The sequence below is a fragment of the Polaromonas sp. P1_F8 genome (assembly GCF_056405635.1).
In genome coordinates this window covers 1-22,420 of the sequence record NZ_JBFUBS010000009.1, presented here as the reverse complement: position 1 = coordinate 22,420, position 22,420 = coordinate 1, and the positions used below count along the sequence as shown (strand labels likewise).

The following is a 22,420-nucleotide window of genomic DNA, read 5'->3' as shown; positions in this document are numbered from 1 at the left end:
ATGCCAAACTTCAAACTCAAACCCGTCGCTCTCGCTGTGATCGCTGGTGCCGTGCTCATTGCCGGAGCTGCGGCCTTTTTTCTTCTGAAGGCCGACGCAAAAGAAGACAAGACTGCCACTGCAAAGCCGGCATTGACTGTCGCAACCGCGCTGCCGTCTCAAGTGACCTTGCCGGTGAAGCTCAGCGCCAACGGCAATATCACCGCCTGGCAGGAAGCCGTGATCGGCTCCGAATCGAACGGCCTCAGGCTGGTGCAGGTGCAGGCCAACGTGGGCGACCAGGTCAAGGCCGGTCAAGTGCTGGCGGTGTTCTCTGGCGACAGTGTGCAGGCGGACACGGCTCAGGCCAAAGCCAGCCTGATCGAGGCCCAGGCCAATGCGGCCGATGCAGCAGACAACGCAGCGCGTGCTCGCACACTGGCGAATTCGGGCGCTTTAAGCGAGCAGCAGATCAACCAGTACAACACCGCCGAGCAAACCGCCAAGGCGCGTGTCGAGGCCGCCAGGGCGCTCCTTGAGGTTCAGCAGGTGCGCGGTAAAAACACGCAGGTGCTGGCGCCCGACAACGGCGTGATCTCCGCCCGCACCGCAACGGTGGGGTCGGTGGTGCCGGCAGGCACCGAGCTGTTCCGCCTGATCCGGGGCGGCCGCCTCGAATGGCGCGCGGAAGTCACCTCGGCCGAGCTGGGCCGGATCAAGGCCGGCACGGTTGCCAGCGTGATGGCTGCCAGCGGCGCCGAACTCAAAGGCCGGGTGCGCATGATCGCTCCGAGCGTGGACCCGCAGACCCGCGCGGCGCTGGTCTATGTGGACCTTCCGGTTTCGGCTGGCATGGCCTCTCCGGCCAAGGCCGGCATGTTTGCCCGCGGCGAATTCGATCTGGGCAGCACCTCCGCGCTGACCATCCCGCAACCTGCGCTGGTCGTGCGCGACGGGTTCAACTACGTCTTTCGCCTCAACCCGGACAACCGCATCAGCCAGCTCAAGGTGCAGACCGGCCGGCTCGCGGGCGACCGGGTCGAAATTACCTCCGGCCTCACCGCCGATACAAGAGTGATCGTCAGCGGGGCGGGTTTCCTCAACGATGGCGACCTGGTCCGGGTCAGCGACGCCACTCCTGGAATTACGGCAAATCCGGCCGTAGCACCTGCCAGTCGTGCGCAAGCAGCTATCAAATAAGGAGCGACCCAATGAATGTCTCCTCCTGGTCAATCAAGAACCCGATCCCCGCCGTCATGCTGTTTGTGCTGCTGACGTTCGCCGGCATGCTGTCGTTCAAGGCGATGAAGGTGCAGAATTTTCCCGACATCGACCTGCCGACCGTGACGGTTGCGGCGTCGTTGCCGGGTGCCGCGCCCGCCCAGCTCGAGACGGAAGTGGCCCGCAAGCTTGAAAATTCCATTGCCACCGTGCAGGGCCTCAAGCACATCTACACCAAGGTGCAGGACGGAGGTGTGACCGTGACCGCCGAATTCCGGCTTGAAAAGCCGGTACAGGAAGCCGTGGACGATGTACGCGCGGCCGTGTCGAAGGTCCGCAGCGAATTGCCCGGCGACGTGCGCGATCCGGTGGTCAGCAAGATGGACCTGGCCAGCCAGCCGGTGCTGGCCTTCACCATCCGCTCACCGCGCATGGACGACGAGGCGTTGTCCTGGTTTGTTGACAACGACATCTCCCGCAAGCTGCTGGCGGTGCGCGGCGTCGGCGCGGTCAACCGCGTGGGCGGCGTCTCGCGCGAAGTCCGGATTGCGCTGGACCCTTCGAAGCTGCAGGCCCTGGGCGCCACGGCTTCAGACATTTCCCGCCAACTGCGGCAGGTGCAGACTGAAAGCGCGGGTGGGCGCGCCGACCTGGGCGGCAGCGAGCAGCCCATGCGGACGCTGGCGACGGTGAAGTCCGCGCAGGAGCTGGCTCAGCTTGAGCTGGCGCTCAGCGACGGACGGCGCATTCGCCTCAGCGAGGTCGCCACCGTGAGCGACACAACCGCCGAGCCGCGCGCCGCCGCGCTGCTTGACGGCAAGCCAGTCGTGGGCTTTGAGGTGTCCCGCAGCCGGGGAGAAAGCGAAGTGGCGGTCGGCGCCGCAGTGCAGGCGGCACTGGCCGAGCTGAAGCAGCAGTACCCTGAAGTGGAAGTCCACGAAGCCTTCAATTTCGTCACGCCGGTGCAGGAAGAGTACGACGGTTCCATGCATCTGCTTTATGAAGGCGGCATTCTGGCGGTGCTGGTGGTGTGGTTATTCCTGCGCGACTGGCGCGCCACCTTTGTGTCGGCCGTTGCGCTGCCGCTGTCGGTGATCCCGGCTTTCATCGGCATGCACCTGCTCGGCTTTTCGATCAACGTCATCACGCTGCTCGCGCTGTCGCTGGTGATCGGTATCCTGGTCGACGATGCCATCGTCGAGGTCGAAAACATCGTGCGGCACCTGCGCATGGGCAAGTCGCCGTACGAAGCCGCCATGGAAGCGGCTGACGAAATCGGCCTGGCAGTGGTGGCCACCACGTTCACGCTGATCGCCGTGTTCCTGCCCACCGCCTTCATGAGCGGCGTGGCCGGAAAATTCTTCAAGCAGTTCGGCTGGACGGCCTCGCTGGCGGTGTTTGCCTCGCTGGTGGTGGCCCGCGTGCTGACCCCCATGATGGCGGCCTACATCCTCAAGCCGGTGGTGGGCGCCCATTCCGACCCGAAGTGGATGAACACCTATATGCGCGCAGCTGCCTGGTGCATGAAACACCGCGTCGCCACCATGGCAGCCGCCACGGTGTTTTTCTTCGGTTCGGTGATGCTGATCCCGTTGCTGCCGACCGGTTTCATCCCGCCCGATGACAATTCGCAAACCCAGGTTTACCTGGAACTTCCCCCGGGCGCGTCGCTTGCGCAGACCAAGGCTTCTGCCGAACACGCGCGGCTGCTGATCAGCAAGGTCGAGCACGTCAAGAGCGTCTACACCACCATCGGTGGCGGTTCAGCTGGTACAGACCCGTTTGCCATGCAGGGCGCGGCAGAAACCCGCAAGGCCACGCTCACGGTGCTGCTGGACGAACGCAGCGAACGTCCGCGCAAACAGGGCATTGAAAGCAAGATGCGGACGGCACTGGAAACCCTTCCAGGCGTGCGCAGCAAGGTGGGGCTGGGTGGCTCGGGAGAGGCCTATATCCTCATGCTGACCGCCGAAGACTCCAATGCCCTGCAAACTGCGGCGCTCGCGATTGAAAAGGACCTGCGAACCATTCCCGGCCTGGGCAATATTTCGTCCAGTGCCAGCCTGGTACGCCCCGAGATTGCCATCAAGCCGGATTTCGCCCGGGCAGCAGACCTTGGCGTGACCAGTTCAGCCATGGGCGAAACCCTGCGCATTGCCACGGTCGGAGACTACGAAGAGTCGCTGCCCAAGCTCAATCTTTCGCAGCGGCAGGTGCCCATCGTCGTCAAACTCGATGAGGCAGCGCGCAAGGACCTCAGCGTGCTGGAGCGCCTCGCGGTTCCAAGCGTCAAGCCAGGCGTCGGGCCCGTCATGCTGGGGCAGGTGGCGAGCCTGGAAATCACGGCCGGCCCGGCCGTGATTGACCGCTACGACCGCTCCCGCAATGTCAAGTTCGAGATAGAGCTGTCGGGTCGGGCGCTGGGTGACATCACCGAAGCCGTGAAATTGCTGCCGTCCGTCAAGAGCCTGCCGGCCGGCGTCAAGGTGGTGGAAGTCGGTGACGCAGAGGTCATGGGCGAGCTGTTCGCCAGTTTTGGCCTGGCCATGTTGACGGGTGTGCTCTGCATCTACATCGTGCTCGTGCTGCTGTTCAAGGATTTCCTGCATCCCGTCACCATCCTTGCGGCGCTGCCGCTGTCGCTGGGCGGCGCCTTCGTCGGCCTGCTGATCGCGCAGAAGAGCTTTTCCATGCCCTCGCTGATCGGGCTGATCATGCTGATGGGGATCGCGACCAAGAATTCCATCCTGCTGGTGGAATACGCCATCGTCGCGCGACGCGACCACAACCTGTCGCGCTGGGATGCACTGCTGGATGCCTGCCACAAGCGCGCCCGGCCCATCATCATGACCACGCTGGCCATGGGCGCGGGCATGATGCCGATTGCCCTGGGCTTCGGTGCGGCCGATTCCAGCTTTCGCTCACCGATGTCAATTGCGGTGATCGGCGGCCTGATTACTTCCACCGTGCTCAGCCTGCTGGTGGTGCCTGCCGTGTTTACCTATATCGATGACCTTGAGCGGCTGATCAAGCGCATGGCGGCAAGATTGCGCGGGCACAAGGGTGAAACAGAAAAAAATGGCCATCTGGCAGCCGAACCCGGCACGCAACCGGCCGCGAAATAATGCACGCATTGCCGCGTACCGCTTTGTAAAAGACAACCAGGACGTGTAATTTTGCTGATTTAGACCGGCCCGCCCCAGCGATTTAGGGTGGGCCGTCCCATACCCCTCGCTTATACTTGCGGGCTCAGCTTTACATTTCTTAACATGTCAAAACGCGTACTGCTTTCGGGCGCAACCGGCCTGATTGGCGGCGAGTTAATGCTTCTTCTGGCTGCGCGCGGCGTCTACAGCACCGCTGTGGTGCGTGCCGCCGATTCGAACCAAGCCCGCGACCGCCTCCTGGACCGCCTGAAAAAGAGCGTCCTTTGGAAGCCCGAATTTGCCGACATGGTGTCCGCCGAGGCCGGCGATGTGGTCGAGCCCGGTTTTGGCCTCAGTTCAGCGGTCCTTCAGTCTGCCGATGTCATCCTGCATTCGGCTGCCAGCACCTCGTTCAAGCCCGGCGCCGGGGTCTACCCGATCAACCTCAAGGCCGCCGAGCATTTTTCCAGCATCCTGAAAGACCTGCGGCCCTCACAACGCGGTTTTTTTGTCGGAACGGCGGCAGTGACCACCGAGCCGCGCGGCGTGATCACCGAGGACATGCCGTTTGCCGGCTATGCCAACGACTACATCCGCTCCAAACGCGATGCGGAAACCCTGCTGCGCGGCAAGGGCCATCCTTTTGTCAGCTTGCGCCCAGGCATTGTGCTGTCGCGCGGTATTGACGACGCCAAACTGGCACGCAACATGTTGTGGTCCATCCCGGTCATGGCCGAACTCGGCGACGTACCGCTGGACCCCTTGGGCAAACTTGACTTCGCGCCGGTGGATTTCATCGCAAGCGCCTTCGCCGAGATGCTGCTCAAGGACGAGCTCCGGCACGATTGTTATCACGTGTCCACGGGCGAAGACTCCATGACGTTCGCGGCGCTGGCCGAAGAACTGAAAGCCAGCATGCCCGGCATCGGCAAGATGGTGATGCGCGGCCGCGATTTCGTGCCCACACCGAAGTTTGCGCGCCAACGCTGGATGTTTGAAGCGCTGCAGCCGTATTTACCGTTCCTGACGGCCGACGCGGTGTTCAGCAATGCCCGCCTGCGGGCAGAAATCGGTGCAGCAGCCGTTGCGCCGGCGCCCATCAGTTACCTGGGTGAGTTATTGGGAACCTTCAGCCTGTCGGACGCCGTCAGGCAGATGTACACGCCTTGAGGCGCTAAAACAACGCGGCTGCTTTTGTAAAATGCCCCTACAGGCCCGAAGAGGCCGGCCGTCATATCGATGGTGGGACAATGGCGGTTCGCATTACATATTTACTGGTTCGTGATGAATTCTGATTTGATTAATCTTTTTGCCGAGACATTTGGCATCAGCGAAGAAAAACTGCTGCCGGATGCCACGCTGGAGAGCCTGGGCCTTGACTCCCTCGCCGTCATCGAATTTCTGTTCCAGATTGAAGACCAGTTTGGCATTCAGATTCCGGACCAGGCCAGCCCGCCGCGCACCCTCGCCGAAATGGTCCAGCTGATTGAACCCCTGCTGCCATCAGGCAAGCCCGCCGCCTGAGCCCTGCCGGGCCCGCCAGACCGCCCATGCGTCGCGTAGCCATCACGGGTCTTGGCGTTGTTTCCGCCGTTGGAACCGGCACTCCCGCATTCTTCGAGTCCCTGCTTTCCGCCCGCTCCGGCATCCGGGGCATTGACATTGGCTTTCCCACCGGCAGCGAAAGCGTGCTGGGCGGCGCCATCCAGTTCGACCCGGACCAGCATTTCCCCCGCGCCCGTCTCCTGACCATGGACCGGGTCAGCCAGCTCGCGGTGGTGGCTGGCCGCGAAGCCATGGCGCAGGCTGGATGGGGCCCTGAGGGTGGCTTCGCACCCGAGCGTTTCGGCGTCTCGCTGGGCACAGGCAGCGGCGGCGCAGGATCCACGGATGTGGCTTACACGGCATTGCTGGAGCAAAAAGTGGCGCGGCTGCGCCCCATGACGGTCGTGCTGGCCATGCACAACGCCATTGCCGCGCATGTGTCCATGGAGTTCGGGCTGAAGGGCCCCAGCAGCACAGTTTCCAATGCCTGCGCATCGTCGGCCACCTCCATTGGAGAAGCTTTCCGGCAGATCCGCCACGGTTATGCCGACGCCATGCTGGCCGGTGGTTCTGAAGCCTTGCTGAACCGCGGCACCATCAAGGCCTGGCAAGCCATGCACACGCTGGCCAGGCCACATGCCGACGGCGCCGAAACGTCATGCCGTCCGTTTTCCGTTGACCGCTCCGGCCTGGTGCTGGCCGAAGGCGCCGCCATGCTGGTCCTGGAAGAGTGGGAAAGCGCCAAAAGGCGCGGCGCCAACATACTGGCCGAACTCTGCGGGTACGCATCGACCACCGACGCCCACCACCTGACGCAGCCCGACGCCACAGGTCAGGCGCGCGCCATGACGCTGGCGCTGGCAGACGCGGGATTGCAGGCAGTCGACATCGGCTACCTCAACGCCCATGGCACCGCCACCGATGTCGGCGATGTGGTCGAGACCAGCGCCATCAAGCTGGCCTTCCAGGATCTGGCCGGGCGACTGCCCATCAGCTCCAGCAAAGGGGTGCACGGACACGCCATGGGTGCCGCCGGTGCCATGGAGTTCATTGCCAGCGTATTGGCCTTGCGCGCGGGGCAACTGCCGCCAACGGCTTTCCTGGAGAACCCTGACCCGCGCTGTGACCTGGACTACATACCGCTGACGGCACGCGATGCCAAGGGCCTGCGCGCGGTGATGTCCAACTCGTTTGCCTTTGGCGGCTCCAACGCCGTGCTGGTGGCGAAGTCCGCCTGAGGGCGCTTTCCCTCCGGAGAAAAGCGGGCCGGGCTCTCCCAATACCCAAATACCCAATACCGGCTGGTATCAGCAGATCAGCGCGCAGCGCGGATTTTTTTCACCAGGGCCGTCGTCGAATAGCCATCCACAAACGGGATTGCCCGCGCACTGCCGCCATACGCCTTGACTACCGCGGTCTCCGCCAGTTTGTCCATGTCGTAATCTCCGCCCTTCACCAGCAGATCTGGCTGGAGCTCACGGATCAGCTCCAGCGGCGTGTCTTCGTCAAACCAGGTGACCAGGCTCACCGACTCCAGCGCAGCCATCATGGCGGCGCGGTCGTGTTCGTTGTTGAGCGGCCGGTCAGGGCCCTTGCCCAGCCGTCGCGCCGAGGCATCGGTGTTCAGCGCCACCACCAGGCTCGCGCCCAGCGCGCGTGCGTCGGCCAGGTAGGTGGCATGCCCCCGGTGCAAGACATCAAACACCCCATTGGTAAAGACAACAGGATGCGGCATTGAAGCAAGCCGCTGCCGCGCTTCTTCGCGGGGGACTATTTTTTGCAGGAAGTGGGCAGAGGAGGGGGTAGGGAGCTCGCTGGGCATGCCGCCACTTTAACGGAAGGCCCGGGTTACCACCCGGCTTCTGCCGCCCGAGGCACCCGGCCAGCGGACGTCGTGCATCAGGCGCCGGCAGGTGCCGGCTTGGCGGCGATGGACTCCGCCAGTTCCTTGGCGACTTCCTTGCGGTAGCGGTTCAGTTCCTGCACGGTCTTGAAGCTCTGGTTCAGCAGCAGGCTCAGGTTGTGCAGGATGCGCTCGACCACCTTGCCCTCCCACACCGCGTCAAACTTGATCTGCGTGTCGAGCCAGTGCTCCAGCCACTCGGGGTTGGGCAGGCGGCTCTGGATGGTGTCGCGCGGAAACAGGCTTTTGTTCACATGCAGGTTGGTCGGATGCAGTGCCTGGGCGGTACGCCGTGCGCTGGCCATCAGCACGCCCACCTTGGTGAAGGCGGACTTGGCTTCATTGCCGAAGTTGTTGATGGCGCGCTTCATGTAGCGCAGGTAAGCGCCGCCATGGCGGGCTTCGTCCTGGCTCAGCTGGGTATAAATCTGCTTGATGACGGGTTCGGTATGCCATTCGCTGGCGCGGCGGTACCAGTGGTTCAGGCGGATCTCGCCGCAGAAATGCAGCATCAGCGTTTCCAGCGCGGGTGCGGGTTCGAACTCAAAACGCACTTCGTGCAATTCCTTTTCCGTGGGAGCGAGGTCCGGGCGGAAGCGCTTGAGGTATTCCATTAACACCAGCGAGTGTTTTTGCTCTTCAAAGAACCAGATGGACATGAAGGCCGAGAAATCGCTGTCGTCCTTGTTGTCGCGCAGGAACATTTCCGTGGCGGGCAGCGCAGACCATTCCGTGATGGCATTCATCTTGATGGTCTGGGCCTGCTCGTCGGTCAGCTTGGACGCGTCAAAACTTGCCCATGGAATGTCCTTGTCCATGTCCCAGCGGACGGATTCAAGTTGTTTGAACAGTTCGGGATAAAGCATGAGAACTCCTTCGCAAGGGATATGCAGATATATCTGCCTCGGATGTCCTGCGGGAGCATCCTGGGTACTTGTAACGATTTTAGGCGGCTAATGTGACAACGGGCGACTTATGCGCCATTTACCGGCAAATCAGGGTAATTCGGACCCCATTCCGGCGTGTTGGACCACACAAGTGCTCTTTTTCGGACTGCATTGTGCCAAATAAAGCCACGCAGACCCCGGATAGTCCGGGGCTGAATTCCCGCTGAATCCATTCACCGCGATACGGGCGTATCGTCAGGGCATGTTGTGAAACATGTATGACAACGCCAGAATAAACCTGAATCGGCCCGATCACCAGCCCGCGAGTTTAGCCAATGACTGCCACTGCCTCTTTTTGCGCCCCTCGCCAGGCGGCCCAGTTCCTTTTGCTGATCATGCTGGCCGCCCCTGCGCTGCTGGCCTCCCGCGGCGCGCTGGCTGCGCCACCGGCACCTGCCGTAGCGCCCGCCGGCCCCGCACCGGCAACATGCCCCGCGCTGCTGCAGCAGACGTTTTTACGGCTGCAGGACGAAAAGCCGCAGACGCTTTGCCAATACAGCGGACAAGTGGTGGTCGTGGTCAACACCGCCAGCTTCTGCGGCTTTACCCCGCAGTACCAGGGGCTTGAAGCGCTCTACGCCAAATACAAAGACCGGGGCCTGGTGGTGCTGGGTTTTCCATCCAATGATTTTTCGCAGGAAACAGGCAGCAACAAGGAGATCGCGGACTTCTGCGAAAACACCTTCGGCGTGAAGTTCCCCATGTTCACCAAGACCAGCGTGACAGGAAAGGACGCCAACCCCCTGTTCCAGAAACTGGCGGCCACAACAGGCACCACGCCGCGCTGGAATTTTTACAAATACGTCATTGCACGCGACGGCGCCAGCGTCACCAGCTTCAATTCCATGGCCGACCCGGCTGGCGGCGCGCTGGTCAAAGAGATCGAAAAACAGCTGGCCATCAAGCCCGCGGCCCGTTAACAAAAATTTACCTGGGAGACCTTTTATTTGCGGGAACTACCCCGCACTTGTGCTCTCATACTTCTGCAAGCGCAATTTGCCTTCATTGGCGGCGCTGGCAAAAAACAGTTTCATTGTTGCGAAGCCTTCTGAGCCGTCCAGGTTCAGCTGCAATCCCGGGGCGCTCCTCCTCCTCCCTCCCTCCCTCGTTCGCGCCGGGGCGCTTCGCAGCATTTTTATATTCCGGCCCCTTGCGGGCCAGGGCCAACACATGCGTTGCGCCCCGCCTGAAGTTCACCGCCGATAGCCTGGTGAACTTCCATCGTGATGACCGGGAAACCCGTGAAGCCCCCGCAAGCGCTATTATTTTGATAGCTGCTTGCGCTTGTTCTGATTGGGCCAGGAGCCATTTTGATGCCTGAAATCAGGCCATCTCGACCTCAAAACACCTGAAAAGGGCCGCCCATGGAGCGTTGAAGAAGCCTTGGGCCTGTTTCTGGACCAATTTCAAATGTGAAAGTAGCCAGGGCCCAATAAAGACGGGCGCAAGCAGCTACCAAATGCATAGCAAATAGCCGGCGGCGTCTTCAGTTTGTATGCGATGGGGTGATTTGGCGTCAGCGAGAAGTGCCGTCTCCTTCACCACCCTTCGCATCAGCCCGGCGGAATGCTTTCCGCAAAGCTCGGCCGCTGCATCAGCTTGTCCTGCAGCTTGGTCAGGTTCGGATACATCTCACGCCAGTTGATTTGCGCAAAACGCAGGTCGAGGTAGCCGAGCGCGCAGCCGACCGCGACGTCGGACAGGCTGAAGTGGATGCCGCTGCAGAACGACTTGTCGCCCAGGCCGGTGCTCATGGCCTTGAGGGTAGCTTCGATCTTGCCCATCTGGCGGTCGATCCAGGCGTCGCTGCGTTGCTTGACGCTGCGGCCGGCCCAGGTGGCTTCGAGGCGCGCCAGGATGGCGGCGTCGATGAGGCCGTCGGCCAGGGCTTCCCAGGTTTTGACTTCAGCGCGCTCACGGCCCTGGCTGGGGATGAGCTTGCCGACGGGTGACAGGGTGTCGAGGTATTCGACGATCACGCGGGAATCAAATACGGCTTCGCCGCCTTCCATGACCAGGCAGGGCACCTTGCCGAGCGGGTTGGAGGCCTGGATGGTGGTGTTGGCTGCCCAGACATCTTCCAGGACAAACTGGTAGTCGAGCTTTTTCTCGGCCATCACTATGCGCACTTTGCGCACATAGGGGCTGGTAGCGGATCCGATGAGTTTCATGATGGTGTGAGATCGTGGTCCGGGGGAAGAGCATTCTATCGAGTAAGCCGGCAGCCGGGCTGACAGGGGTGTAACGCGCCGGGCAAGAAGATTCGCAAATATGCACATCTTTTCGGGCTCGCGGCAGCGGCTCCCGGCACGGCCGGCGCGGCAGGCACCCGGCCTACAATTGGGCCATGAGCTCTTCCCCCCCTTTTTCCACGATCAACGCCCTGTCCCCTCTGGACGGCCGCTACGCGAACAAACTGAACCAGTTACGTCCCCTGATGTCCGAACAGGGCTATATGCACCGCCGCGTTCAGGTCGAAGTGGCGTGGTTTATCGCGCTGTCCGATGCCAAATTCGCCGAATTCAAGCCGCTGAGCCCGGGTGCCCGCACCTATTTGCTGGGTCTGGTCAAAAACTTCTCGGAGGCCGATGCGTCGGCCATCAAGGAAATCGAAAAGACCACCAACCACGACGTGAAAGCCGTCGAGTACTGGATCAAGTCGAAGTTCGAAGCCCGGCCGGAGCTGCAGGGCGCCAGCGAATTTGTGCACTTTGCCTGCACCAGCGAAGACATCAACAACACCAGCCACGCGCTGCAGCTTAAAAGCAGCCGCGACCTGGTGGTGCTGCCGGCGCTGGACAAGGTCATTGCGCAGCTGCGTGAAATGGCCCACATCTATGCCGAAGAACCCATGCTGAGCCGCACGCACGGCCAGACCGCCAGCCCGACCACGGTCGGCAAGGAAATCGCCAACGTGGTGGTGCGTCTGGCCAATGCACGCGACAAGATCGCCGGCATCAAGCTGATGGCCAAGATGAACGGCGCGGTCGGCAACTACAACGCGCATCTCTCGGCCTGGCCCGACTTTGACTGGGAAGCCTTCAGCCGCAACGTGATCGAAACGCCGGAGCCGCTGGGTCTGGGCCTGACCTTCCAGCCCTACAGCATCCAGATCGAGCCGCACGACTACATGGCCGAGCTGTTTGACGCGGTGGCCCGCACCAACACCATCCTGATCGACCTGGCGCGCGACATCTGGGGTTATGTGAGCGTGGGCTACTTCAAGCAGCGCCTGAAGGACGGCGAGATAGGTTCCTCGACCATGCCGCACAAAGTCAACCCGATTGACTTTGAAAATGCCGAAGGCAACCTGGGCCTGGCCAACGCGCTGCTGCGCCACCTGAGCGAAAAGCTGCCGATTTCCCGCTGGCAGCGCGACCTGACCGACTCGACCGTGCTGCGCAACATGGGTGTGGCGCTCGGCTATGCCGTGCTGGCCTACAACTCAATGGGTGTGGGGCTGAACAAGCTCGAACTCAACCGCGAAGCGCTGGGTGACGACCTGAACGCCTCATGGGAAGTGCTGGCCGAACCGATCCAGACGGTGATGCGCCGTTACGGCGTGCAAGGCGCTTACGAGAAGTTGAAGGAAGTCACGCGCGGCAAAACCGTAAAGGCCGAAGACCTGCACGCGCTGATCCGTTCGCTGGAAATTCCTGCGGCGGAGAAGGAACGCCTGCTGAAGATGACGCCTGGCAGCTATGTCGGCATGGCGGCCGAGCTGGCGAAACGGGTGTAACCCCCGTCCAGGCTCACTGCGTGTAGCCTGTTCCCCCCTTGCAAGGCGGCGGCGCCTGCGGTCTGGCAAAGCCAGTCCCGCGGCACCCTTGGTTGTGCCCCACTGAACTCCTCAATCCAACATGAGCCCCGAACCGGCTTTGCCGGGTCGGAGGGCGGACGGCCCCTCGGGCACTGGGAGCTACAAGCAATGAGCGGCCGTGGGCTCTACCCCACTGCGGGGGCTAGTCCACAGTTCCAACACTGCTCAAATCCGCCCTCGACGATTTCGCCGCAGACGCACAGCCATCGCCGCTGCGGCATGTTCTGCAGGTTGTCGAGCAACTCCCGTGCGCGGGGTTCTTCTTCATGGTGGGTGAGCCAGACTTCGGGCTGGCACTGGTCGGGCGGGAGTTCCCCGGCGACGCTGCCCAGAAAATAGCGCTGCACGCTGGCGGCAATACCGGCCTGCTGCAACAGGTCGACCCACAGCGCAGCGATGGCGATATTGGGGGCACGCGTCAGTCTGAGCATGCCGTCAGTGTAGCGAAATCACTATCAAATTCATAGCTGCTCGCGCTCGCCGTTTATGGGCTGCAAGCCCAAAAGGCTTAGATTTTTGGCGTGGCGACCGGGGCGGGTGCCGCGTCTTTCTGCGCGTCCTTGTCCTTGTTCTCAAGCGCGCGGTCAGCGTAGCGGCCAAACCGCCAGGCAGTTGCTTCCTGCGTGATGCGCCGCCAGGTACCGCGCTTCTCGGCAGGCGTCATCTCGGGCCAGTGCTGCACTTCGTCAAACGTGCGGCCGCAGCCCTTGCACAGGGCGTCCCCCTGGCTGGTTGAGCAAATCGCAATGCAGGGCGTGTCAGCTGTCGTGTCGTACCAGGTCCGCCACGCCGCCCGCGCCTTGGGCGGAAAGCTTTTTTCGTCGGCCTCGTCCTCATGGTAGAAAACCAGGAGCGCGTAGACCTCGGCGAGCGCACGCAGCTCAGGAGCCAGCGTCACCCCGTCGGGCGAAGGCTTTTTGTCACGCCAGTAGTTGATGGCGGCTTCAATATCGGTGATGTGGATGCCGGGCATGGAACGGTGGGTCTAAGGGCTGCCGCTGAGCGGATGGAGCGAGCGCAAGGAGGCGAAGAAAGGCGAGGAAGCGAAGTGACAGCGCCGGGCCGTTCATTATCAGCCAGATGGGCGGGCCAGCCGTCTATGGGGGAAATGGAGCATGTCCCCGCATCGCACCCCTGCGCGGCAAGACCGGGTTGCAAAAAATCTTTTTTTATTGTCAAATACCCAGACGAAGGGGAGTAACTCCCTCGTTTTGCTGCAATATACGAAAACAGACACCACAGCAAAATCGCTAACAACAAGTCGTCATTACGAAGTTGACACTTCCGGCTTGTTGGGCATGCAGCGACACTGCATGTCGAGCCAGACCTTCGATTGAAACCTGAACAGGTTTGATCGAGGTATCTGCGGCGTCCACGGGCGCCGACCCCAGCCACCCATCACACCCGTTCCGGTTTCACGAAGCCGGAAATCCGTCGTGCGCCGTCACGCAGATTTCCAAGTCGAAACTTGACATGGAGTGTGACGTGGAACTATTTACTGCCCCCTGGTGGTCCGCCCTGCTGGCGATCATCCTCATTGACCTGGTGCTCGCCGGCGACAACGCCATCGTGATCGCACTGGCCGCGCGCAACCTGCCATCCCACCTGCAGAAAAAAGCCATCGTCTGGGGTACGGTTGGCGCCATTGTGGTCCGCTCTGCCATGACGGTTGGCGTGGTGTGGCTGCTGAAAATTCCCGGCCTGATGCTGGTGGGCGGCCTGGGGCTGCTGTGGATTGCCTACAAGCTGCTGGCCGACCAGGGTGACAAGGAGCACGACGGCCCGGTTGCCCACACCTTTTGGGGCGCCATGAAAACCATCGTGGTGGCCGACGCCCTGATGGGCATCGACAACGTGCTGGGTGTGGCCGGCGCCGCGCACGGCTCGTTTGACCTCGTGGTCATCGGCCTGCTGGTCAGCATCCCGATCGTGGTGTTTGGCAGCACCATGGTGCTCAAGCTGGTGGAACGTTTCCCCATCATCATCAATGTCGGCGCTGCTGTTCTGGCCTTCACCGCCGCGAAGATGATTGTGAGCGAACAGCTGCTCGACCCGATCTATGGCGGCCCGGGCACCATGCCTTCCGCTGAAACCCTGCACCTTGCAGCGCAGTGGGCAACCTACGCCCTTGCAGTGGCAGGCGTGCTGGGTGCGGGATGGTGGGCCACACGGCGCTCCCGATCGCAGGATGCCGACCTGATTCCACATTGAACCCAGCAACCCACGGGGGGCGTATGCCCCTCTTTCAGCCAGCAAGCTTCTAAAACGACGACAACTCAAGGAGAACTTTATGGACAACATCATTGTGTACATTGACGATGCCGCATATGCCCTGCAGATGCTGCAACCCATGCTGCCGGCCGGCGAGGCCCACAGCCCCACCCGCTGGATCGTGGTCGGCTGCGCACCCCGCGTGACGCACCGCGTCAGCAAATGGGTGACACACAGTGCGCGCGAAAGCTGGCGCGGCAAATGGGCCGAGAAGGTATTCGCGCAGCTGACGCCTCTTCTTCAGAAAGAGGGCAACACCGTGTTGACCCAGCTGGCGCAGGCCACTCTGATCACCCAGACCGAGGGCCTCATCAAGCAGTATGGCGTTGCACGCGTGCTGGATGCCCGGCGCCCGAAATTCGGCCAGGACATGCAACCGGTCACGGCAACGCAGGCCCAGGAGAGTCACGGCATCCTCGGTTATGCCACGGCGCTGGCAGGTGCCGGGCTGCTGGTCGCAAGCGATTGAGGGCTTTCACCTCGTGCTGGAATCCCGGGGAGGGTTACTTCCCCGGTTTGGTTCGCTGAAATCGGGCTGCGCTCTGGTTGAAAAAGCCTGTGCCGCCCGGGAATGCAGCTTCTGCTCGCCGGAGTGATGAGGGGCCGAATCGGGCAGGCCGGTGGTATTCTTTGCCCATGAAACTTATCCTCAAATGGCTTTTAAGCGCGGTGGCCTTGCTGGCCGTTGCCTATCTCTATCCCGGAGTCGTGGTGACCAATTTCACCGGCGCTCTGATTGCCGCGGCGGTTCTGGGTGCGCTCAACATGCTGGTGCGCCCGATCCTGGTTCTGCTGACGCTGCCGGTGACGCTGGTGACGCTGGGCTTGTTCCTGTTTGTCATCAACGCGCTGATGTTCTGGGCCGCGGCCAGCCTGATCAGCAGCCTGAACGTCACGGGTTTTACTGCCGCGCTGATAGGCTCGCTGATTTACTCGGTGCTGCAGCTAGCGATCGACTTTGTCCTGGAGCGCCTGCTCTTTAACAAGTAGTTCCGTCTGGCGGGTTCGTGTGTCGATGATCGAACCCTCCACGTAATCTGCGCTGCCGGGGCTGCTGCGCATCAAGCCCTGCGCCGCCTTGAAGCGGTCCAGCGCTGCAGGGTAATCCAGCTGGGCAGCGCGGCTTTCCGCGTCGGCGCGAATCGCCTGAACCTGCTTGTTTTGCTTGCCGTACGCCACCGCTAGCAGCTGCCAGGCCATCGCATCCTTGGGATGCAGCGTCACCCAGCTTTGCAGCCGGCCCGAAACGTCCTGCGCACGGTTCGCGGCCATCAGCGACTGGGACTGCAGCAGCACCTCAGCGCGGGATGTCGCCCTGGAAATGTCGGCAGATGCTGCTGTCGGGGGAACCACGCCGGCCATCAGGTCAATTTCAACAGCCAGCAAATCCACTGCATTGGCGACATGTGGAACACCCGCGGCAAGCGGTTTCAACCGTTCCAGCAGGCTTTTAGCGATGGGGAAATCGCGCAGCCGGGCCGCCGCAAAAGCGCCACCATACAAGACTCCGGCATCACGCACATTGTCGGCCGTGGGAAGCGACTGCAATGCGGCGACCGGGCCAGTCTGGCGCTGGGCCTCCGCCACCATGGAGCGCAGCGCATCAACCCCCGGGGCGGCCAGGATGCGTGCCCGCGATGCCATCATGGCGTGCAACACACGGGCCCTGCCGGCCTCGGTTTCTTTTTCGCGCGAGGGTTTTGCCGCGTCCGTGGAAGACAGTTGCACACGTGCGCGCGCCTCGGCAATCCGCTCGGTCGTCAATGGATGGGACCTCAAATAGGGAAAGGCGCCGTTGTCGTTCAGGCGCGAGGCCTGCTGCAGCTTTTCGAACATGGCCGAAACGCCACGGCTTTCAAAACCCGCATCGGTCATGACCCCGAAACCCACGCGATCAGCCTCCCGTTCCATGTCCCTGGAAAAGTTGAGCTGGTTCTGCATCGCGACCGCCTGCCCGCCGACCACGGCGGCGCTGCCGGCATTGCTGCTCTTCCCGGCAGCCAGCACGCCGAGGATCATGGCGGCAATCATCCAGGGGGTCTGGCGCGACTGCTGCGTCAGCATGCGCGCAATGTGCCGCTGGGTCACATGGCTGAGTTCATGGCCCATTACTGCGGCCACCTCATCGGAACTGCTCACCGCGGCCAGCAGGCCCAGGTGCACGCCAAAGTAGCCCCCGGGTAATGCAAAGGCATTGATGCTGCGGTCCCGGATCAGGAAAACCTGCCAGGCAAAACGCTCTTCAAGTTCGGCATTGAGCTCGCCCCGGGCCCTTGCGGCGGCCACCAGCGGCAACCAGATACTCTGGAGGTAATCGCCGAGCACCGGATCATCAATGTAGTCAGGGTCGCGGTAGATGCTGACGGCGATGCGGTCTCCAATACGGCGCTCTGCAGCCGCTGCGAGGTCGGAAGTTTCACCCAGCGATGGCAATGAACCCGTCGAGCCTCCGGCCGTACCGACGGGCGCCTGAGCCAGCGAGGAACCGCCCAAAGCCATGAAAACAATGCAGGCCAGGGCAAGGCGGTTCAGGGCCGAACGCGGCTTCACGGACACAGTTCGCCTAGAAGGAGTCAATGGGTACAAATCCAATTACCTCTGCCGTTTTGGTATCGATGAACGCTGTCCAGAAGGTCTGCCTGCCGATCATGGGGACGTAGCCGATGACTTCGGTCGGATGCGAGGGCAGTTGCGCTTTCAACGCAGCGTCAATATCGGCCACACGGCCAGGAAACCGGCTTTTCAATTCCGCCAGAGGGCGGCTCACGCGGACGACCTGAGCCTGTGCCTTTTGGTAGCTTTGCCACAACTGCGGCTGCGCACTTAACGTCAAACCTTGCACCGCGGCCATGGTAGCGTCAAAGCTCTCCTTGGAGTCCTTGAACTCACGCAGAGACAGCCGTGTGGGTCCTGCGAGCGGCAACCGCTGGAACTCCGCAGGAGCTTGTACCAGGGATCCGGGCTGCACATCAACGGCGTGCACTACGCGGAATCGGTCCAGCTCAAAGACCAGGTGCACAGGGCGCGCCAGCATCATGGTCCACAGGCCATAGGCAAGAGCCGCCATTTGCAGCAGGCCGATGACCGTGAGGTCCCGGCGCAATACCTTGTTGGACTTCCTTCGGTCGAAAATCGCCAGCGTTAACAAGGGGCCCATGACAACATCGACAGCCACAAGCAACAGAAACAGTTCGCGGCCGCCGGATATTTCCCGATAAGGATAGGGGTACCAGACTTCAAAGACGAGGGCTGCCGCCATAAATGCGACAGCAAGGCTGACACCTAGATGAATACCGGCAGCCAAAAACCGGCTCTTTAAAAGACTTTCTTTGGTAAACATGCTCTTATGATGAGGGTTGGTTGTAAAGGTTTTGTAACGGTATGACAACGACTTCACCACTGACTCATTTTGATGCGAACGGCCAGGCCCACATGGTTGACGTAGGTGCAAAGGCCGCGACGCATCGTATTGCCGTTGCGCAGGGGAGGATTGTCATGAATCCGTCCACGCTGATGTTGATTCTAGAGGGCACGGCCAAAAAAGGCGATGTGCTGGGTGTCGCCAGAATCGCCGGCATTATGGCGGCAAAACGGACCAGCGATTTAATTCCCCTGTGTCATCCGCTGGCGTTGACCCATATAAATGTTGACTTCGCGCCTGACGAAACCGACAGCACCGTAACATGCACGGCAACCGTGGAGACACTTGGACCCACGGGTGTTGAGATGGAGGCACTAACCGCGGTGCAGATTGCCTTGTTGACAATTTACGACATGTGCAAGGCAGTCGATCGCGCAATGATCATCACTGAAGTGCATGTAGTCGAAAAACATGGCGGAAAATCTGGAAGCTTTATTGGTTCGGGTAGCCGGACCGAATAGCCGGAAACCTGAAAGAATTTAAGGCGGTCCAACGAGCATAGTCATCTGGAAATGCGGCGCGATACCGCGCAAGGTGTTCCACCGCGTCATCTTCCCAACCTAACATCGTCGCGCTTTCAATTACCTTTTCAATGACCTGAGGCTCGGGCGAATAGTGCAACAAGTGCTTTGCTGTGTCATATGTCCATTGCGCGTTGGCCGATGTCAATGGCGAGATGGTGAGCTCGGCGAAGGCTACCTGATTGGCGAAGATCCACGATCCTTGAATTTTCGCCAGCGTGTCGGTGCGATAAGCAGGGCTGCGATTCTCGGACGGAAGGTAGATCTGACTAACTCTGTGATAGTCCCACAGCGCATAGCCGCAGAGCATGAGTCCCGTCGCCGCGAGCCCGGCCAAGCCGGCACGCGCGCGCGGCCCGACCGCAGTCGCCGCGCCGTGGCGCCAGAGGATCGCCACCGCTCCGCCAGCGGCAATTTGGAACGGCCCATACCAGAGCGGGTATTCGAGCAGGCTGTGCAGGCCGATCACTGCCAGCACAGACCAGGCCAGTTGCCGGCCTGTGTCGCTCTCACACCACGGACGATTGCGGCATATCCACCAGAGCAGGCCGCCGCAGGCGAGCAATGCGAACGGAAGACCGAGTTCCACCGCAAGATGCAGCGGCAGGTTGTGCGCATTGTCGAGAATCTGGCAAAACCGCAACCCGTCGAAGACGGTCGTGTAGTGTGCATAGTCGAGCTCACCCCAGCCCCAGCCTGTCCAGGGCTTCAGCGCGATTAGCTCGAGCACGTTAGACCAGAGTGCGATGCGGCTCGTACAGGCCTCATCACCCGCACGCAGACGCGATATCAGACCATGCAGGGAGGGATCCATGCCGGCAAACCACGGCAGCAACAGGGTCGCTGCCACATAGCCAGACAGCGCCACGGTGAGGATTCGTCGTGTCGCACCGTCGTGCCTGCTCCAGGCGAGCTGCACGCAGCAAAGCAGCAGCAGTTGCACGAAGCCCGTTCGCGATGACGAAGCGGCATTGCCCACCACCAGTAGCAGTGCGGCCGACATCAGCCACCAAGCGCGGCGCCCGCCCGCTCCCGCGCCGACGCCGAGCCAAAGCAGCGCAGCCAGTGCGATGCTTGTCAAAGTCGCAAATTGATTGCGCTGCCGAAGGTTCGCATAGGCTTCGCCAGCATTCGCCCGGCTGAGCCAGGGCCAAAACGTGTCGGCGGCGGCATAGTACTGAAGCAGGCCGATCACGCTGCTGACCAGCCCTGCGACCAGCCACGACCAGGCCAGCAGCGACACACCATTGCGGCAGCGTTCGCTGGCGGGGATCGCCATACGAGAACCGAATGTGACGGCCAAGAGCAGCGACGTGCAGGCGATCACCAGCGAGACCAGCCACGGCACCACCGCCGGCGACGGGCCTGGTGCGAATGGAATCAGCCAAGGCGACGCGAGTAGCGCGACGAACCCGACGCGGGCGACTACTGATCCGGAGACAGCCGGCGCGCTAGTCACTTGCTGAGTTCCACAAGCCCGCAACTCTCGCGCGGTCCGGTTCAGCGGGCATCCTTGACGTCATAACAGGTCTTCTCAAACATCGTGGCCGACCGCGGTGCGGACTCCTTGGTGTCGAGCCAGGCCAGCACCTCGGGGCCGCGCGGCGGATTCGCATCCGTGATGGCCTGTCTGAACTGCCCGACTCGCCCTTGTTTTTCCAGACGCCGGTAAGAATGCAGAATCCATTTGGCGTCATCGATGCGATCCGCAAAAATCAGCGCCACGACGGTATTCGGTTGATACCAGGATTCATAGATCACGCAACCGAGGGTGGCCGCCTGCTCGAGATGCTGCCGATAGTTTGCAGGCGTAACCTTGCCTCGGTAGAGCTCAAGGAAGTCGACATACTGCCGGAACCAGAAACCGCTGCGTGCCACTTCGAGCCGCGGCTCCAGGTCGGTGGCTAGACCGGGCGTGAACACCGGCGTAACCTTGTAGTAATCCCGATTCATTGACGCGGCCATCACAAATAGCCCGATACCGATCATTGCAACAAACCAGGTCCGCCAGACTGCACGAGGCGCACCGGCCGAAGCGCCCGCCGTCGTGGCGACACCTGCGGCGTTGGCCGGTGCATCGCCGTGGCACAACCAGCCGAGGGCCCAGCAGGCCGGCAGCAGGAAATTGGTGTACCAAAGGGGAAACTCGACCTGCGAGTGGATCAGCAGGCAGCCGATCAGCGCGAACGAGAAAAAGCCGCCCGTGTTCAGCGCCTGTCGCCAGAGCCGCAACAACACCCATGTCATCAACCCAATGAACACCAGTGCAACCGGAATGCCGAACCCGAAGGCGAGCTGTAAAAACCCGTTGTGCGAGTGCGTCATGAAAATACCCGCTTTGGCCGCACCGCCACTCAGAAAAAACGCAGCCGCGTAGTGCGGCAACCCCCAACCGAACCAAGGCCGCTCCAGAATCAGCTGCCAGGTTTGGCGCCAGGCCTCGGCGCGCAGGCCTACACCTTCGGATGCAGTCTGCGCGAGCTTGTCAGCACCGTAGAAACCCGCGCCGCCACCCTGGCTGAGCCGGTAAAGACAAACCCACAGCAGTGCGGCACAAAGCAGCGGATAGAACGCTTTCCAGACGCCCAGGCCATTGCGCCGCATAAAAGGGATCGCAAACGCCGAGACGAAGCCCAGCTCGAGCAGCCCCGTCCGCGAACCCGTGGAAACTATGCCGAATGCGAACAGCGGAGCCAGCAGCAGCAAGGCCCAGGCCGCCTTGGTGCGGCCGACTAAAGCCTGCAGCGCAAGCAGCGCGACCACGCCGAGGCAGATGAACGTGGCCTGATGGTTGGGCTGCCGGATAAAACCGAAAGTTCGGCCGGACTGCACGACCGGCGACAAGAGTACCCCGCTGCCATCGATACTGAAATACTGCGCGATCGCGGCGAGCGAAGCGATCGCGCAACCAGCGACAAAAGCGAAGGTCATGCCGCGTAACCAGCGCAGGCCGTTGGCGCGCGTATTGGCCAGATAACCGACCCAGGCCGCCATCATCGCAAGCATCAGGTAACCGAAGACAAAAAACCAGTTGACCGGGTTGTGACGGCCAAACACCAGGTATTGCACGGCCACCGTCAGCGCCAGCAGGCCGAACGCCAGCCCGACGTTGCGCAGCTCGGCGGTCGACGCGCGCGACTCGCCATACTGCGAAGCCAGTACCAGCAGCATTGCGAAGCCGACGACGCTAACGATTTCGGCGACAAAGTTGGTCAGTGGCAAGGTGCCATAGCCGAACAGGAAAGGTGAAGCCAGCGCGACAAAGCAGGTCAACGCAATGATGCGCGTGTGACCCTCTGGGTCGACTGGCTTGGTCATCGCCGACTTTCCATGCCATGTCCATGGCCGGTTGAATACGCTCACATATGCTCCCATTGAGACTTACAAAAAAAAAGGCACCCAAAGGTGCCTTGCGGATTTTAGTAAATCTGCGAAACGATTAGCCGCGGCAAGAACCTGGCAGGAACTTGAGAGGGATGCCTGAGGCCGTGCTTGGGCCGCAGCGCCATTCGCTGATCAGCGAACCAGGTGCGAGGCCCGTGCTGGCGCCTTGCGAGTAAGGAACCAGCGACAGCCACTGGCTGTTGATCAGCGAGTCGTTCATCGTCGTCGAAGCCTGAACGCTGATGATGCCGCCACCATTGGT

Annotated in this window: 20 protein-coding genes and 1 pseudogene; 11 read left to right on the top strand and 10 right to left on the bottom strand. The window is 61.6% G+C overall.

The genetic code is table 11. The features are described 5' to 3' along the window. The 5 genes from AC1D1J_RS21040 to AC1D1J_RS21020 all read left to right on the top strand — a co-directional run bounded on the left by AC1D1J_RS21040 (position 1) and on the right by AC1D1J_RS21020 (position 7,129). Positions 1 to 1,179 (top strand): efflux RND transporter periplasmic adaptor subunit, encoded by a 1,179-nt coding sequence (locus tag AC1D1J_RS21040; protein ID WP_477695774.1) that lies wholly within the window; start codon positions 1 to 3, stop codon positions 1,177 to 1,179. An 11-nt stretch (positions 1,180 to 1,190) separates the two neighbouring features. Then, positions 1,191 to 4,325, top strand: coding sequence for an efflux RND transporter permease subunit (locus AC1D1J_RS21035; RefSeq protein ID WP_477687531.1), 3,135 nt, complete (start codon positions 1,191 to 1,193; stop codon positions 4,323 to 4,325). Between the two features lie 144 nt (positions 4,326 to 4,469). Next, complete coding sequence (locus tag AC1D1J_RS21030; protein WP_477695773.1) at positions 4,470 to 5,516, top strand: SDR family oxidoreductase; 1,047 nt, start codon at positions 4,470 to 4,472, stop codon at positions 5,514 to 5,516. A gap of 114 nt (positions 5,517 to 5,630) precedes the next feature. Further along, entirely contained in the window at positions 5,631 to 5,870 is a 240-nt protein-coding gene (locus tag AC1D1J_RS21025) for an acyl carrier protein (protein WP_457282434.1), read from the top strand. A 26-nt stretch (positions 5,871 to 5,896) separates the two neighbouring features. Further along, a complete protein-coding gene (locus tag AC1D1J_RS21020) occupies positions 5,897 to 7,129 on the top strand; it encodes a beta-ketoacyl-[acyl-carrier-protein] synthase family protein (protein WP_477687533.1) in 1,233 nt (410 codons plus the stop codon). A gap of 77 nt (positions 7,130 to 7,206) precedes the next feature. Here AC1D1J_RS21020 and rfaE2 read toward each other — a convergent pair whose 3' ends face one another. Both rfaE2 and AC1D1J_RS21010 read right to left on the bottom strand, forming a co-directional pair. Further along, the gene (gene rfaE2, locus AC1D1J_RS21015) at positions 7,207 to 7,713 is read right to left on the bottom strand and encodes a D-glycero-beta-D-manno-heptose 1-phosphate adenylyltransferase (protein ID WP_477687534.1); all 507 of its coding nucleotides are present in this window, start codon (positions 7,711 to 7,713) and stop codon (positions 7,207 to 7,209) included. A gap of 77 nt (positions 7,714 to 7,790) precedes the next feature. Further along, complete coding sequence (locus AC1D1J_RS21010) at positions 7,791 to 8,660, bottom strand: ferritin family protein (protein WP_457282437.1); 870 nt, start codon at positions 8,658 to 8,660, stop codon at positions 7,791 to 7,793. Between the two features lie 416 nt (positions 8,661 to 9,076). Between AC1D1J_RS21010 and AC1D1J_RS21005 the strand changes: the two genes are divergently transcribed. Then, positions 9,077 to 9,661: a glutathione peroxidase gene (locus AC1D1J_RS21005; RefSeq protein WP_477695845.1), complete on the top strand. Its 585-nt coding sequence runs from the start codon at positions 9,077 to 9,079 to the stop codon at positions 9,659 to 9,661. A 633-nt stretch (positions 9,662 to 10,294) separates the two neighbouring features. On the opposite strand, the gene AC1D1J_RS21000 is transcribed toward AC1D1J_RS21005, so the two are convergent. Continuing rightward, positions 10,295 to 10,912, bottom strand: coding sequence for a glutathione S-transferase family protein (locus AC1D1J_RS21000; RefSeq protein WP_457282438.1), 618 nt, complete (start codon positions 10,910 to 10,912; stop codon positions 10,295 to 10,297). A 176-nt stretch (positions 10,913 to 11,088) separates the two neighbouring features. Between AC1D1J_RS21000 and purB the strand changes: the two genes are divergently transcribed. Further along, positions 11,089 to 12,480 carry an adenylosuccinate lyase gene (purB, locus tag AC1D1J_RS20995; RefSeq protein ID WP_457282439.1) on the top strand — a complete coding sequence of 464 codons (1,392 nt, stop codon included), beginning with the start codon at positions 11,089 to 11,091 and terminating at the stop codon, positions 12,478 to 12,480. Positions 12,481 to 12,686: 206 nt separating this feature from the next. Here the strand turns inward: purB and AC1D1J_RS20990 are convergent, their stop codons facing one another. Both AC1D1J_RS20990 and AC1D1J_RS20985 read right to left on the bottom strand, forming a co-directional pair. Continuing rightward, positions 12,687 to 12,992 carry a putative signal transducing protein gene (locus AC1D1J_RS20990; RefSeq protein WP_477695772.1) on the bottom strand — a complete coding sequence of 102 codons (306 nt, stop codon included), beginning with the start codon at positions 12,990 to 12,992 and terminating at the stop codon, positions 12,687 to 12,689. A gap of 77 nt (positions 12,993 to 13,069) precedes the next feature. Continuing rightward, positions 13,070 to 13,534 carry a DUF3717 domain-containing protein gene (locus AC1D1J_RS20985; RefSeq protein ID WP_477695771.1) on the bottom strand — a complete coding sequence of 155 codons (465 nt, stop codon included), beginning with the start codon at positions 13,532 to 13,534 and terminating at the stop codon, positions 13,070 to 13,072. 512 nt (positions 13,535 to 14,046) lie between these two features. Here AC1D1J_RS20985 and AC1D1J_RS20980 point away from each other — a divergent pair. The 3 genes from AC1D1J_RS20980 to AC1D1J_RS20970 all read left to right on the top strand — a co-directional run bounded on the left by AC1D1J_RS20980 (position 14,047) and on the right by AC1D1J_RS20970 (position 15,822). Continuing rightward, positions 14,047 to 14,772, top strand: a complete 726-nt coding sequence (locus tag AC1D1J_RS20980) for a TerC family protein (RefSeq protein ID WP_477695770.1) — start codon at positions 14,047 to 14,049, stop codon at positions 14,770 to 14,772. 79 nt (positions 14,773 to 14,851) lie between these two features. Beyond that, on the top strand, positions 14,852 to 15,301 hold the full coding sequence (locus AC1D1J_RS20975) for a hypothetical protein (protein ID WP_457282443.1): 450 nt from the start codon (positions 14,852 to 14,854) through the stop codon (positions 15,299 to 15,301). A 167-nt stretch (positions 15,302 to 15,468) separates the two neighbouring features. Continuing rightward, on the top strand, positions 15,469 to 15,822 hold the full coding sequence (locus AC1D1J_RS20970; RefSeq protein ID WP_477695769.1) for a phage holin family protein: 354 nt from the start codon (positions 15,469 to 15,471) through the stop codon (positions 15,820 to 15,822). Here AC1D1J_RS20970 and AC1D1J_RS20965 read toward each other — a convergent pair. Both AC1D1J_RS20965 and tfpZ read right to left on the bottom strand, forming a co-directional pair. Continuing rightward, entirely contained in the window at positions 15,778 to 17,331 is a 1,554-nt protein-coding gene (locus AC1D1J_RS20965) for a M48 family metalloprotease (RefSeq protein WP_477695844.1), read from the bottom strand. The genes AC1D1J_RS20970 and AC1D1J_RS20965 overlap by 45 nt on opposite strands. 64 nt (positions 17,332 to 17,395) lie before the next feature. Then, on the bottom strand, positions 17,396 to 18,172 hold the full coding sequence (tfpZ, locus tag AC1D1J_RS20960; protein WP_477695768.1) for a TfpX/TfpZ family type IV pilin accessory protein: 777 nt from the start codon (positions 18,170 to 18,172) through the stop codon (positions 17,396 to 17,398). Between the two features lie 41 nt (positions 18,173 to 18,213). Between tfpZ and moaC the strand changes: the two genes are divergently transcribed. Beyond that, positions 18,214 to 18,714, top strand: coding sequence for a cyclic pyranopterin monophosphate synthase MoaC (gene moaC, locus AC1D1J_RS20955; RefSeq protein WP_477695767.1), 501 nt, complete (start codon positions 18,214 to 18,216; stop codon positions 18,712 to 18,714). Here the strand turns inward: moaC and AC1D1J_RS20950 are convergent. The 3 genes and pseudogenes from AC1D1J_RS20950 to AC1D1J_RS20940 all read right to left on the bottom strand — a co-directional run. Continuing rightward, positions 18,686 to 20,122, bottom strand: a complete 1,437-nt coding sequence (locus tag AC1D1J_RS20950) for a PglL family O-oligosaccharyltransferase (RefSeq protein ID WP_477695766.1) — start codon at positions 20,120 to 20,122, stop codon at positions 18,686 to 18,688. The genes moaC and AC1D1J_RS20950 overlap by 29 nt on opposite strands. Before the next feature lie 152 nt (positions 20,123 to 20,274). Beyond that, positions 20,275 to 21,945 (bottom strand): PglL family O-oligosaccharyltransferase, encoded by a 1,671-nt coding sequence (locus AC1D1J_RS20945; protein ID WP_477695765.1) that lies wholly within the window; start codon positions 21,943 to 21,945, stop codon positions 20,275 to 20,277. Between the two features lie 268 nt (positions 21,946 to 22,213). Next, a pseudogene (locus tag AC1D1J_RS20940) lies at positions 22,214 to 22,420 on the bottom strand (pilin); the annotation flags it as partial.